This is a genomic window from Tardiphaga sp. 841_E9_N1_2 (genome assembly GCF_051811065.1).
Taxonomy (GTDB): Bacteria; Pseudomonadota; Alphaproteobacteria; order Rhizobiales; family Xanthobacteraceae; genus Tardiphaga; species Tardiphaga robiniae.
In genome coordinates this window covers 1,292,318-1,306,510 of the sequence record NZ_JBPWQC010000001.1, presented here as the reverse complement: position 1 = coordinate 1,306,510, position 14,193 = coordinate 1,292,318, and the positions used below count along the sequence as shown (strand labels likewise).

Below are 14,193 nucleotides of genomic sequence, written 5' to 3'. Positions count from 1 at the left end.
TCTGTCGGTCGGGACCGCCCTTGTGCGTTGCGAAATCCGATCAACGCGCGGACGATTTTACAGGAGTATAAGCGCGGCTTTGTTTACTCGCCAAGCCGGTATTTCTCGCATGGCTTGCTTCACGCGACACTAGGCGTATGCACCCTTGATCCAATAACCAGTCCATGCGTCGCAGAACCTGGTGCGGTGCTCGCCCTGAATCTGGTCGAGGCGCTTTCGCGCCGCGAGCGCCTTGGCGTCATCGTCGGCAATGCCTTGCAAACGGTTCATCCAGGTCACGGTTGGCATCCCCAGCGGTTTTCAAAATGGCGCCGACGGCACAGGGGAACGCAATCCGGATGTCAGCAACAAATGAACACATGAAATCTTCGTAAGCCTGACCTGCCGGCGCTTCTGTCAGGGACCAAAAAACCCCACAAAATCGGGAGAATCTGTGCAAATCCACTCATTTGCGGGCATCCAGCATTCGGGTCGCTTGCACGTTGCGACACGTAAGAACACTGTCCGCAGGATGATTGGGCCGCTAGAATGCGGGCTCGCTTCATTGACCAGCATCACCCGGTGAACGTGTCTCAGGCTGCATACTCCAACGCCCCGAATCTCGGCGCAAAGCGCGCGCGGCGGAGCCTTGTCCGGATGTTCGTGCGGTGAATCTCGTGTTCGCGAAAAAGATTGGGCGTTCGGTCGTCGCCTTTGCCGTTGTTGCCAGTTCGGCAGGCTGCATTTTGACCAAGGATCTGCCTGATCCGGCCCTCGATATTCCCGAGGGCTATAAGGCGGCACGGCTGGCCAATCCGAACGGCGCCATGCCGACACTGGACTGGTGGCGCGGCTTTCGCTCCAAGGAACTGACGCAGCTGATGGAGGAGGCCCAGACGGTCAACCTCGATATCGCTGCGGCAACATCGCGAATCATGCAGGCCGATGCGCAGGCACGAATCACCGGCGCAGCGCTGCTGCCCAGCGTGAGCGGCGGCGGGCAGGAGACCTATTCGCGGACCTCGGGCTCCAGTTCCAGCGGTCTGACCAACGGCGGCCGCGAGGTGGTGACCTATTCGGCCTCGCTCTCGGCCAGCTACGAGATCGATTTCTGGGGCAAGAACCGCGACGCGGCGCTGGCTGCGGAAGAAACCTCGACGGCCAATCGTTTCGACCGCGACGTGGTGGCGCTGACCACTATGGCGGCGGTCGCCAATGCCTATTTCCAGGTGCTGACATCGCAGGACCGCATTCGCACGGCGGAGCGCAACATCGCCAGCGCGCAGCGTATCCTTGATGCGATCAAACAGCGCTTCAGTGCCGGCACCGGCACCGATCTCGATGTCGCGCAGCAGGAAAGCGTGCTGGCCAATCAGCGCGCTGCGGTGCCGCCGCTGCGGACCACGCTGGCGCAGAACGTCAATGCGCTCGCGACGCTAGTGTCCCGCCCCCCTGAAAGCGTGCGCGTGGCCGGCGGGTCGCTGAACAATATCGCAGCCCCGCGCGTCACGCCCGGCCTGCCGTCAGAGCTGTTAACCCAGCGGCCGGATATCCGCCGGCAGGAGGCGCAATTGGCCTCGGCCACGGCCAATGTCGGCAGCGCCCGGGCGCAGTTCTTTCCGAGTATCCAGTTGACCGGCTCGGGCGGTTATCAGAGCGCAGCGCTGGCCTCGCTGTTTCAACCCAATGCCGCCTTCTTCAGCCTCGTCGGCGGCCTGACACAGCCGATCTTCGATGGCGGGCGGATCCAGGGCAATTTCGAGCTGACCCAGGCACGGCAGGACGAGCTCCTGCAGACCTATCGCAAGACGGTCGTGCAGTCCTTTGCCGACGTGGACAACGCGCTGGTCGCGATCCGCCAGACCACCGAGCGGCTGCGGCTGCAGCGCGAGGTGGTCCGGGCGTCCCGGCGGGCCTTCGAACTGTCCGAGCAGCAATTGCGGGCTGGAACCGCTGACATCGTAACTGTGCTAAACACCCAGCTGACGCTGTTCCAGGCGGAAGATGTCCTGTCGCAGGCGCAACTGGCGCGGCTGCAGGCGATCATCAGCCTCTATCAGGCGCTGGGGGGCGGCTGGGAGCCGAAAATGGAAAGACCGGTCAATGCTCTTTAAGCCGGAGTTGAAAGAGGCCGCGAAAGCGACGGGCGATGGTGTCGCCAAGGTCGCCGGCAAGGCGCGCCGCCGTACTGTGTCGATCGCCGTGACGCTGCTGATCCTCGGCGGGCTCGGCTATATCGGCTGGAACGCCTTCCAGCAGCGTCAGACCGCCAATCGCGGCGGTTTCCGGCCGGACATGATGACGGTGCCGGTGCTCGCGGCGACGCCGAAGATCCAGGACGTGCCGGTCTATCTCGATGGCGTCGGCTCGGTGAAGGCCTTGAACAACGTCACCGTGCGCGCGCAGGTCGACGGCAAACTGATCAAGGTCAATTTCAAGGAAGGCCAGGACGTCAAGGCCGGCGATGTTCTCGGTGAGATTGACCCGGTGCTCTACAAGGCGCTGTACGATCAGGCTGTCGCCAAGAAGGCGCAGGACGAGGCGACGCTGGCCAATGCGCGGCTCGACCTGATCCGCTACCAGCAGCTTGCAACGTCAAACGCCGGTTCCAAGCAGCAGGCCGACACCCAGAAGTCTCTCGTTGCCCAGCAGGAGGCGCTGGTGAATGCCGATCAGGCGGCCATCGACAATGCTGCCGCGACGCTGAGCTACACCAAGATCATCGCACCGCTCTCTGGCCGTGCCGGCCTGCGTCAGGTCGACCAGGGCAACATCATCCACGCCTCCGACACCACGGGCCTCGTGGTGATCACGCAGCTGCAGCCCATCGCTGTGCTGTTCAGCCTGCCGCAGCAGCAGATCGTCCGCGCCAATGCCGCTGCTGCCAAGGGCACGCTGATGGTCGACGTGTTCGGCAATGATGGCGTCACCGTCATCGACACCGGTACGCTCACCGGCATCGACAATCAGGTCGATACCACCACGGGCACCGTGAAGCTGAAGGCCGAATTCCCGAACCCGAATTATCAGCTCTGGCCCGGTCAGTTCGTCAATGTGCGGCTGAAAGTCGAGACCCTGAAGGATGCGATGGTGGTGCCGACCTCGGCCGTACAACGCGGTCCCGCCGGTACGTTCAGTTACGTGATCGAGGAGGGCGACATCGTCAAGGCGGTGCCGGTCACCGTGACGCAGCAGAACGAGACCACGGCCGTCATCGCCAAGGGCCTGTCGGCGACCGAGCGTGTTGTCAGCACGGGTTTTGCCAATCTCGCAGAAGGATCGAAGGTGTCTGTCGGCACCAACGATCAGGAGCCGACCGCCGACTTGGCACCCCGCAAGCGTGGCGGGGGCAAGGGCAATGATGCTGGCGAGCGTCGTGGCAAGCGCGGCCAGAATTCAGGTGGTGCGGGTGGCCAGGGCAATCCGCAGGCACCGATTGGCCAGACGCCGCCCCCAGCCAGCCCGAGCGCTGCGCCATCGGGAGCGAAGTAGCCATGATGTTCGCACGATCGATCGCTTGAGTTGATGATTTCGATACAAGAGAGCGCACAGTCATGAGCGTCTCGGAACCGTTCATCCGCCGGCCCATCGCGACGTCGCTGCTCGGCATCGCGTTGTTGATCGGTGGCGCGCTTGGCTACTTCGGGCTTCCGGTATCGGCGCTGCCGCAGGTCGATTTCCCGACCGTGCAGGTCTCGACGCAATTGCCGGGCGCGAGCCCCGAAGTGACAGCGTCGCTGATCACCGCGCCTCTGGAACGTCAGCTCGGACAGATTCCGTCACTGTCATCGATGACCTCGACGAGCTCGTTCGGCGTCAGCCAGATCTCGCTGCAATTCGATCTCAACCGCGATATCGATGGCGCGACCCAGGACGTGCAGGCGGCTATCAATGCTGCCGCCGGCGTGCTGCCGAAGAACCTGCCATACCCGCCGGTCTATGCGAAGGTCAATCCGGCCGACGCGCCGGTGATGACATTGGCGTTGACCTCGGACACCATCTCGCTGCGATCGATGAGCGACCTGTCCGACACATTGCTGGCGCAGCGGCTCAGCCAGATTTCGGGTGTCGGCAAGGTTGCCGTGCTTGGCGGCTTGAAGCCGGCGGTGCGTGTGCAGGCGGATCTGGCGCGGCTCGCTGCCTATGGCATCGCGATGGAAGACCTCCGTACGGCGATTGCCGGTGCCAATGTATCGGGGCCCAAGGGCTCGCTCGATGGCGCGCAGCAAGCTTACACCATTGCCGCGAACGACCAGATTGCGGCAGCGGATCAGTATCGGCCGATCATTATCGCTTATCGCAACGGATCCCCTGTCACCATCGGCGACATCGCCCAGATTGTCGACGGCCTGGAAAACGACCGCACGGGCGGTTGGTATCAAGGCACGCCCGCCGTCATTATCGAGATCCAGCGTCAGCCCGGTGCAAATGTCATCGAGGTCGTCCGTCAGATACGCGAGGAAATTCCGAAGGTGCAGCGCTCGATGCCGGCCGGTGTAAAGCTGACCATCGTGAGCGACCGCACCGTGACCATTCGCGCCTCGGTCCATGACGTGCAATTCACGCTGGTGCTGTCCGTCATCCTCGTGACGCTGGTGGTGCTGCTGTTCCTGCGGTCGCTGCGTGCAACGCTGATTGCCGGTGTGGCGCTGCCGCTGTCGCTGATCACGTCCTTCGGCGTGATGTATTTTGCCGGCTTCAGCCTCGACAATCTCAGCCTGATGGCGCTGACCATCGGCACCGGTTTCGTGGTCGACGACGCCATCGTGATGATCGAGAACATCGTCCGTCACATGGAAGATGGCGAGAGCCCGATGGAAGCGGCGCTGGCGGGAGCGAAGGAAATCGGCTTCACGGTGATCTCGCTGACGGTGTCACTGATCGCGGTGTTTATCCCGCTGCTATTCATGTCCGGCCTCGTAGGCCGCATGTTCCGCGAATTCGCGATGACGCTGACCATCGCCGTAGTCATGTCCGCCGTGGTCTCGCTGACGTTGACGCCGATGATGTGCTCGCGGATGCTGAAACACACCAAGGATGAATGGCAGGTGCCCGGCTTGGGCGCCGTCAGCCGCTTCATCGACCGTATGGTGGCATTCTATCACCGCACGCTGTTGTGGGTGTTGCAGCATCAGCCGGCGACGCTGGTCGTCACGTTCCTGACCATCGTTGCAACGCTGGGTCTCTATGTCATTGCCCCCAAGGGCTTCTTGCCGCTGCAAGACACCGCCTCGATCACGGCCGTGACGGAGGCTGGCGCCGATGTGTCCTTCACGGAGATGCAGAGCCGGCAGAACGCGGCGGCGGCAGCGATCCAGGCCGATCCGGATGTGACAGGAATCATCTCGGTGATCGGCGGCGGCTCGGTCAATCCAACCACCAATGTCGGCCGGCTGGTGATGACCCTGAAGCCGCGCGGCGAGCGCAAGGATGACATGAACGCCGTGATCGCGCGGCTCAAGGATCGCGTCGCGGCGATCCCGGGCATGACCGTGTATTTCCAGCCGGTGCAGGATATCCAGATCAGCACGCAGGCGAGCCGTTCGCAGTATCAATATACGCTGACCGGGACTGATGCGGCGCAGGTGACCGAGTGGTCGCAGAAACTGGTTGCTGAATTGCGCCGCGATCCGATGTTCCGGGACGTCTCCTCGGAAGCCCAGACAGGCGGATTGCGGGCCTCGCTCGATATCAACCGGCAGCGCGCCGGTCAGCTCGGCGTCAATCTGCAGGGCGTCACCGACACGCTGAATGACGCCTTCGCGCAGCGCCAGATTTCGACCATCTACGGACAGGCCAATCAGTACCGCGTTGTGCTGGAGGCATTGCCGTCACAGCAGCGCGATCCCGACGTGCTGTCGAAACTGTATCTGCCCGGTGTGGCCGGCGCGCAGGTGCCGCTGTCTGCCGTAGCCACACTGACGCGTACCACGGCGCCACTGGCGATCTCGCATCAGGCGCAATTCCCCGCGATCTCGCTCAGCTTCAACCTCGGGCCTAACGAGGCGCTCGGCGATGCGGTCGACGAAGTAAAGAAGATCGAGACCCGGATCGGCATGCCGACCAGCATTGTTGGGATGTTCTCCGGCGATGCTGCGGAATTCTCCAAGTCGCTGTCAGGGCAGCCCTGGCTGATCCTCGCGGCGCTGGTGACGATCTATATTGTGCTCGGTGTGCTCTATGAGAGCTACATTCATCCGATCACGATTCTCTCGACGCTGCCATCGGCTGGCGTCGGTGCGATCCTGGCCCTGATGCTGACCGGACAGGACCTGTCCGTCATTGGCCTGATCGGCATCATCCTCTTGATGGGCATCGTCAAGAAGAACGCGATCATGATGATCGACTTCGCGCTGGATGCGGAGCGCAATCGCGGCATGGCACCGGAAGCGGCGATCGTCGAAGCCTGTCTACTGCGGTTCCGGCCCATCATGATGACGACGCTGGCGGCGCTGTTCGGCGCATTGCCGCTGGCGATCGAAAGCGGCACCGGCGCAGAGTTGCGCTTCCCGCTCGGTGTGTCGATCATTGGCGGTCTGCTGCTCAGCCAGATCCTGACGCTCTACACCACGCCGGTGATCTATCTGGCGCTGGATCGCATCAATCGCCGGTTCGAGAAGAGTGCACCGCCCGTTGCGGGTGCAGCCGGAACGGCGGGAGCAGGGGGGCCGCCCTAGTGGCTTCCATCTCCATCTCAGCGCCATTCATCATGCGGCCGGTCGGCACCACGCTGCTGGCGATCGGACTGTTTCTTCTCGGCGTCGTCGCCTATCACTTCCTGCCGGTCGCCGCGACACCCAATGTCGACTTCCCGATGATCCGCGTACAGGCGTCGCGTCCGGGCGCCGATCCGTCGATCATGGCGGCGACCGTTGCTGCACCCCTGGAACGACGTCTGGGCATCATCGCCGGCCTCGATCAGATCACCTCGACGAGCTCGCTGGGCTCGACCAGCATCCAGCTGCAATTCGCCATCGGCCGCGATGTCGATCGCGCCGCGCGTGACGTGCAGGCCGCGATCAATGCGTCGATGGCGGATCTGCCGACCGATCTTCCGACACTGCCTACGTTCCGCAAGGCCAACCCGTCAGCCGCACCTGTCTTCATTCTCGCTTTGACGTCGCCAACCATGTCGGCCTCCGCGATCTACGACGTCGCCGACACCGTGATCGTACAGCGGCTGTCGCAGGTGCCGGGGGTCGGCGAAGTCACTGCCAGCGGCGCCGACCAGCCCGCGGTGCGCATCCAGCTCAATCCGGTCGCGCTGTCGAATGCCGGGATTGCCACCGACGACGTGCGCACCGCCATCGTCAATGCCAATCCACTTGGCCCAGTCGGCATCTTCCAGGGATCGCGGCAGAGCGAGACGATCTCGATGAATCCGCAGATGCGCACGGCGGAAGAGTTTCGCGAGATCATCGTCAAGAGTTCGAACGGCAATTATCTGCGGCTGTCTGATGTCGCCGATGTTCAGGATGCGACGCGCAACAGCCGCTCGGTTGCCTGGTTCAACAAGCAGCCGGCGGTACTGATCCAGATCACCAAACAGGGCGACGCCAACGTCATCGACACCGTCGATCGCGTAAAGGCGCTGATCCCCGATCTGAAACAATGGATTCCTGCCGGGATCGAGATTTCGGTTCTGACCGACCGCACGGGTACCATTCGCGCCTCGGTCGAGGACATGGAGTGGACGCTGTTTGCCACGGCCGTACTGGTGATGGCCGTGGTGTTCCTGTTCCTGCGTCGTGGCACCCCCACCATCGCGGCCGGCGTCTCGGTGCCGCTGGCGCTGGCGGGTACCTGCGTCGGCATGTGGCTGGCCGGCTTCTCGATCAACAACCTGTCACTAATGGCGCTGGCGATCTCTGTCGGCTTTGTGGTCGATGACGCCATCGTCATGATCGAGAACATGTACCGCAATCTCGAAGAGGGCATGGCGCCGATGCAGGCGGCGCTCGCAGGCGCCAGGCAGATCGGCTTCACGGTGCTGTCGATCAGCCTGTCGCTGATCGCCGCCTTCATCCCGCTGATCTTCATGGATGGTCTGGTCGGCCGATTGCTGCGCGAATTCTCGTTGACGCTGACATTCTCGATTGTCGTCTCGACGCTGGTTTCACTGACGGTGACACCGATGATCTGCGCGCAATATATCAAGAGCGGTCTGTCAAGCACCGAGACCCGTTTCGACCGTATCGTCGAAGGCACGCTGTCACGCGTCGTGGCGTTCTATGAACGCACGCTGCATGTGGTGCTGGGTTTTCCACTCCTGACGCTGTTGGTGTTCTTCGCCACCATCGCGCTGACGGTCACACTCTACATCAAGACGCCGAAAGGTTTTTTCCCGAACGACGACAGCGGCTTCGTGATCGGTGCAACGCGCGCATCGGCCGATGTCTCGTTTCAGGCGATGCTCGGATTGCAGCAGCATATGGCTGATCTCGTGCTGAGCGATCCCGGCGTGGCCAGTATCGGTTCGTCGCTTGGCGGCACTGGCGGCCCGGGCGGCGGCGGCGCCAACCGGGGCACCATGTTTATCGCCTTGAAACCACCAGAGGAGCGCAACGGAGCGTCGACCGAAGACGTCATCAACCGGTTGCGTCCGAAGCTCAGCGCGGTCCCGGGTATTCGTCTCTTCATGTTTGCTGCGCAGGATCTGCGTGCAGGGGGGCGCCAGAGCGACTCCAACTACCAATACACGCTGACCTCGACCAATCTCGACCTCCTGCAGAAGTGGGCGCCGCTGGTCGGCAAGCGGCTGGAGAGCGTCGAGGGCATCACCGATGTGTCGAGCGACCGCGATCCCGGCGGATTACAATTGACGCTGACCATCGACCGCAAGATGGCATCGAGCCTCGGCGTCAAAGTGCAGGATATCGACAACGCTTTGAACAACGCGTTCTCGCAGCGACAGATCTCGACGATCTACACCCAGCGCAACCAGTATAAGGTGGTGCTGGAAATCGATCCAAAATTCCAGAACGATCCGTCCGACCTCGATCGCATCTATGTCGCGGGCCTGAATGGGGCGCAGGTGCCGCTGTCGGCGGTTGTGCGCATGTCGCGCACGTTGTCCGCGCTGGCGGTGTTCCACTCGCAGGGATTCCCGTCGACGACGGTGTCGTTCAACACGCTGCCCGGCGTGCAGCTCGACGCCGTAACCGGCAACATCCAGCGCGCGGTCGACGAACTGCATATGCCCGAAGGAATCCGGGGAGGATTCGACGGCAATGCCGGTGACTTCAGCAAAACGACGGGGCGGCAGCCACTACTGATCCTGGGCGCGCTCATCGCGATGTATATCGTGCTGGGCGTGCTCTATGAGAGCCTGGTGCATCCTCTGACCATCATCTCGACGCTGCCCTCGGCAGGACTCGGCGCGTTGCTGGCGTTGCAGATCACCAACACGCCGCTGACCGTGATCGCCTTCGTCGGCATCATTCTCCTCATCGGTATCGTCAAGAAGAACGGAATCATGATGGTCGACTTCGCCATCGAGGCGGAGCGGCATCGTGGATTGTCGCCCGCCGAGGCGATCTTCGAGGCCTGCACCGTGCGCTTCCGCCCGATCCTGATGACCTCGCTGGCGGCGGTATTCGCGGCGATCCCGCTGGTCATCGCGACCGGGCCGGGCACCGAGCTGCGCCGCCCGCTGGGGATCACCATCATTGGCGGGCTATTCGTCTCGCAAGTGTTGACGCTCTACACCACGCCGGTGATCTATCTCCTGATCGACCGGCTGCGTAACCGCTTCCGCCCGGCGCCGCTGCCTGCGCCTGCCGAATAGCAAAAATCCGGGCGTCACGGCGGTTGAAGCCTCGGGCGGCGCGGCGTATAGCGGGCAATGTCCAAGAAATCAGATCTGCAAGCCGCTGAGGTCGCTGAAGCGATCCCGGAATGTCCGCATTGCCACAAGCCGATGCCGCTGTGCATCTGCGACAGCATTACGCCCATCGACAACAAGATCGAGCTCCTGATCCTGCAGCATCCGCAGGAGCAGGACAGGGCGCTGGGCACCGCTCGCGTCGCGGCGCTTCATTTCAAGAAGGCCACGGTCAAGATCGGCCTGTCCTGGCCGAGCCTCGCCAAGGCGCTGGGCAAGCCGGTCGCCGATCCCGCCCGCTGGGCGATCCTCTACCTTGGCTCCGCCAAGGTCACCGATTACGAGACCGATCGCGACATCCTGGCCATCGATCGCAAGGGTCAGGCTGAGGAAAACCAGCGCGCACTGCTCAAGGACATCCAGGGCATCGTGCTGCTCGACGGCACCTGGAGCCAGGCCAAGGCGCTGTGGTGGCGCAATGCCTGGATGCTGAAATGCCAACGCGTGATCCTCGGACCGGCCAAACCGTCGCTTTACGGCAAGCTGCGCCGCGAACCGCGCAAGGACGGCCTGTCGACCATCGAAGCCGCGGGGATGTTGCTGGCCAGCCTCGAACGGAAGCCGGAGATCGAGACCACGCTGAACGAGGCTTTCGAGCGGATGCTGGCGAAATATCGCGAAGCCCAGACCGTCATGCCGGAATTGGCGCCCAAGCCAAAACCCAAGCGCGACTGGCGGCGCAAGAAGCACGCCTGATCGCGTTCGGTTTTGATTGATTTCGGGGCCTATCGGCTGCCGGGCGGAGGACCGACCCCAGCTTCACGCTCGTCAATCGATGACGACGGCCTGACGAGCGACGGAAACGGATTGCGGAACAGTCCGCCGCGAGCTTCTTCCACGACGGGTGCGGGAGGCGGTGCCGGGGCTGCAGCCTGCGGCGGCACCACTGGAACCGGCAGCTTCTCGCACTTCAGGGAGTAGACCAACTGGCCGTCGGCGGTCCGGCCGATCGGCGCGCAGGGATCGGTGCGGGCCGGAACGGGCGGTTTGGCCTGGGCCCAGCCTGGCGAGGTCATCAGCAACGTTGTGATCAAGACCCGGATGTTCATCGTGCCCCCCTAGGGTTGGCAGGATGCTACGATCAATACTCCAATCTTGCCAAGCGAAGTGTTGCAGCGCACCACTCATAGCAGTCGCGCCCCGATCGCGGGTCCGGCAGGCTAAGTTATTGATTGGATTGATGGAGGCCACGTCGGGAATCGAACCCGAATAAACGGTTTTGCAGACCGGCGCGTAACCATTCCGCCACATGGCCCCATAGCGGGTTAGTTACAGACCGTTCGCCATTTAGGCAATGCCCGGCTGAAATCTTTCATGGGGTCCGACATACCGACAAAAGATCAGCAGGAGGCCTGCCAGCCATCCGGAAACGGAATCAGCGGCCAGGGGCCGTCATTGTCGTTCGCAGCGGTCGGAATCGGGGCGAAGAACATTTCCTGGCTGCGCAGATCGTCCCGCACATCGGCCTCGATTTCGGCCCGGACTGTCTCCAGCAGATAGTCAAATTCGGCTTCGCTCATCTTTTAGCTCCCTGTCTTGAGAGCAATCTGACGCAAAGCCTTTGTTGGGCTGTTGAATGGATCGTTCAAATTGTACCGATCCACACGTGAGGCCCATCATGGTTACCGGGACGTTTACCTCATTGAATCAGGTGCGGGGTTCCATGCACCAATCCGATGGTTCACGGTAACATCAAACTGTTTGCTCCGTGACAGGTGTGTCCGTCTCCAGCAGCGTATCAAGCATCTTGCGGCCCTTCGTGCTGGCCTGCATCAGAGGATCCGCCTTGAAGGTCGACTTCAGGAAGCTCGACACCGCGCGGATGCGCGGCACGAATTGCAGATCGTTATGGACGTTGATCCACAGCTCTCGCGTGGTGGACAGCTTGTCGTGCAGCACCGGGATCAGGTCAGGACGGCGCGCCGTCGCAAAACTCGGCAGCAGCACGAGCCCGATGCCGCCGGCCGCAGCGTTCATCTGCGCGCACATGCTGTTGGAATGGAACGAGACTGGCGGGCTCTTGATGATGTCATCGAGCCAGCGCACCGAGTCGAGCTGGATCTGGTCGTCGATATAGGTGACGAAGCAGTGCTCCGTGAGCTCGGATGCGTTCTTGGGCATGCCATGTGCGTCCAGGTAACTCTGCGACGCATAGAGCCCAAGTTGGAAGCAGCCGATACGCTCCGAGACCATGCCCTGACCGGTCGGGCGGAAGAAGCTCAGAAACAGATCGGCCTCGCGCCGGTTCACCGAGACGCTCTGCGGTGATGTCAGCAATTCGACGGTCAGGTCCGGATGCTGTTTTCGCAATTCGACGAAGCGGTAGGCGAGGTAGAGCGAGGCGATGCCTTCCATCGTGGCGAGACGGACCCGGCCGGCCATACGGCTGCCGCCGCATTGCACGTCTTCCCGCATGGCAATCACCGCGCTCTCGATGCGTTCGGCGTGGCAGAGCAGGCGGTCGCCGGTCTCGTTGACCTTCAATCCCGACGGCAGTCGCTCGAACAGCGCCACGCCCAGCGTGCTCTCCAGATGCGCGATGCGGCGGCTGATGGTGGATTGATCGACCCGGAGGCGCTTGGCCGCACTGCCAAGGCTGCCGCCGCGCGCCGCGTGAATGAAGACCTTGAGGTCATCCCAATCGAGCGATTTGAAATTGTCCATCCGAGAGTAACAGCAAGAGCTGTGCCAGTGCGCGTCGCTGGGACGCCATGTCGCGGTGGAAAAGCCAGTCTGCAAGGCCCTTTGCAGGATTGTCTATACCCCGTGCGATCCGAAGCAACCTAGCCTGACGGGAACAAAGAACGATCCGTCTCTCTCGCTTTGCGGACGCAGCGCTGCCGGTATTTCAGGTTCAGCGAGTGACCACGAATGAGGCTCCTGCGATGATCTCGCAGGCACCACGAGAGTCGCGACGGCATCCCGTTCCAGAAACTCAACTTCGCCGGGGCTAATCCCCATTGCGGCTCACCAGCCAATGGCGGCGGTGATCGAACCAAAAGGGTGTGTCATGCAGTTTGACCGTCGACAGCTTTTGCTTGGGGGAGTCGGCACTGCCGCCGGCCTCATGCTTCCAGGCAGCGCGTTCGCACAATCGCCAGCGACGATCGGCACATTCCCGGAAGGCGTCACGGCGGACTCGGTGTTCGTCGGTCTGACCATCCCGCTCACCGGCGTGTTCTCGGGTGACGGCGGCGATCTCAAGCTCGGCTATGAACTGGCCATCGCGCAGATCAATGCCGGCGGCGATATCGCGCAGAAGTGGGGCCTCAAAGGCAAGGGCGTGCTCGGGCGTCAGATCCGCTACAAGGTCTCCGACACCGAGGGGAAACCCAACCTCGACGTGCAGAGCGCCACCCAGTTCATCCAGCGCGACAAGGCGATCATGGTGTCGGGCTCGGTATCGAGCGCCAGCGCGATTGCACTCGAAGAACTCGGGTCGCGCGAGAAGGTGCTGTACATGGTCGGCATCGCCGGCTCCAACGACATCACCGGCAAGAACTGCCAGCGCTACGGTTTCCGCTCGCAGCAGAACGCCTACATGGCCGCCAAGGCGATGGCGCCGGTCGTCGCCAAGGCGCTCGGCAAGAACGTGAAGTCCGCCTTCCTCGTGCCCGACTACACCTATGGCCACACCGTCTATGACAGCTTCGCCAAATTCTCGGCCGAGCAGGGCTGGAAGCAGGTCGCCAAGGAGGTCGTGCCGCTCGGCACCACCGACTATTCGTCGGCGCTCCTGAACATCGCCAACAGCGGCGCAGATGTGTTCGTCAACATCGCCTTCGGCGGCGACGCCGTTGCGTCGACCAAGCAGGCCGAGCAGTTCGGCGTGCTGAAGCGCATGAAGCTTGTGGTGCCGAACCTGTCCTCGTTCCAGGACAAGGAGCTCGGTGCCGAGCTGATGCAGGGCGTCTATGGCAGCTGCGATTTCTGGTGGGGCCTGCAGGACACCTATCCGCTCGCCAAGACCTTCGTCGAAAGCTTCGTGGCGCAGAACAAGTACTATCCGCGCTGGGGCGCGCATATCGGCTACATGCAGACCTATCTGTGGGCGATGTCGGTGGAGCGCGCCGGCACGTTCAATCCGGTCGATGTGATCAAGGCGATGGAGAGCTCCAAGGCGCAGCCTTACGAGACGACCATCGGCAAGGTCTATTTCCGTGCCGAAGATCATCAGATGGTGCGGCCGATCCCGATCCTGCGCGGCAAGAAGCCGTCCGAGATGAAGAACAAGGAAGACTTCTACGAGATCGTCGATATTGCGGATGGCGAGAGCGTGATGAACGCGCCGGACTTCTTCGGCTGCAAGCTCGGCCCCTACACCTAAGGAT

General features: G+C 62.4%; 10 protein-coding genes and 1 tRNA gene. 6 read left to right on the top strand and 5 right to left on the bottom strand.

Translation table 11 applies throughout. The annotated features are described in order from the left end of the window. Window positions 1–129: 129 nt before the first annotated feature. Window positions 130–279: a hypothetical protein gene (locus tag AB8A50_RS06150; RefSeq protein ID WP_439077160.1), complete on the bottom strand. Its 150-nt coding sequence runs from the start codon at window positions 277–279 to the stop codon at window positions 130–132. Window positions 280–656: 377 nt separating this feature from the next. Between AB8A50_RS06150 and AB8A50_RS06145 the strand changes: the two genes are divergently transcribed. From AB8A50_RS06145 to AB8A50_RS06125, 5 genes are all read left to right on the top strand, one after another. Then, a complete protein-coding gene (locus AB8A50_RS06145) occupies window positions 657–2,093 on the top strand; it encodes an efflux transporter outer membrane subunit (protein ID WP_439079925.1) in 1,437 nt (478 codons plus the stop codon). Next, window positions 2,083–3,471: an efflux RND transporter periplasmic adaptor subunit gene (locus AB8A50_RS06140; RefSeq protein ID WP_439077159.1), complete on the top strand. Its 1,389-nt coding sequence runs from the start codon at window positions 2,083–2,085 to the stop codon at window positions 3,469–3,471. The genes AB8A50_RS06145 and AB8A50_RS06140 overlap by 11 nt, the downstream gene beginning before the upstream one ends. A 62-nt stretch (window positions 3,472–3,533) precedes the next feature. Then, window positions 3,534–6,656 (top strand): efflux RND transporter permease subunit, encoded by a 3,123-nt coding sequence (locus tag AB8A50_RS06135; RefSeq protein ID WP_439077158.1) that lies wholly within the window; start codon window positions 3,534–3,536, stop codon window positions 6,654–6,656. Between the two features lie 32 nt (window positions 6,657–6,688). Next, on the top strand, window positions 6,689–9,766 hold the full coding sequence (locus AB8A50_RS06130; RefSeq protein ID WP_305801706.1) for an efflux RND transporter permease subunit: 3,078 nt from the start codon (window positions 6,689–6,691) through the stop codon (window positions 9,764–9,766). Between the two features lie 57 nt (window positions 9,767–9,823). After that, a complete protein-coding gene (locus AB8A50_RS06125; protein ID WP_175368996.1) occupies window positions 9,824–10,558 on the top strand; it encodes a tRNA-uridine aminocarboxypropyltransferase in 735 nt (244 codons plus the stop codon). A gap of 29 nt (window positions 10,559–10,587) precedes the next feature. Here AB8A50_RS06125 and AB8A50_RS06120 read toward each other — a convergent pair whose 3' ends face one another. From AB8A50_RS06120 to AB8A50_RS06105, 4 genes are all read right to left on the bottom strand, one after another. Beyond that, window positions 10,588–10,911, bottom strand: a complete 324-nt coding sequence (locus tag AB8A50_RS06120; RefSeq protein ID WP_439077157.1) for a hypothetical protein — start codon at window positions 10,909–10,911, stop codon at window positions 10,588–10,590. A 132-nt stretch (window positions 10,912–11,043) separates the two neighbouring features. After that, window positions 11,044–11,117, bottom strand: a tRNA-Cys gene (locus tag AB8A50_RS06115). 85 nt (window positions 11,118–11,202) lie between these two features. Continuing rightward, on the bottom strand, window positions 11,203–11,382 hold the full coding sequence (locus tag AB8A50_RS06110) for a hypothetical protein (RefSeq protein ID WP_068736432.1): 180 nt from the start codon (window positions 11,380–11,382) through the stop codon (window positions 11,203–11,205). Window positions 11,383–11,554: 172 nt separating this feature from the next. Then, the gene (locus AB8A50_RS06105; RefSeq protein ID WP_439071747.1) at window positions 11,555–12,526 is read right to left on the bottom strand and encodes a LysR family transcriptional regulator; all 972 of its coding nucleotides are present in this window, start codon (window positions 12,524–12,526) and stop codon (window positions 11,555–11,557) included. Window positions 12,527–12,872: 346 nt separating this feature from the next. On the opposite strand from AB8A50_RS06105, the gene AB8A50_RS06100 reads away from it, so the two are divergent. Beyond that, entirely contained in the window at window positions 12,873–14,189 is a 1,317-nt protein-coding gene (locus AB8A50_RS06100) for an ABC transporter substrate-binding protein (RefSeq protein WP_309949040.1), read from the top strand. Window positions 14,190–14,193: the final 4 nt, after the last annotated feature.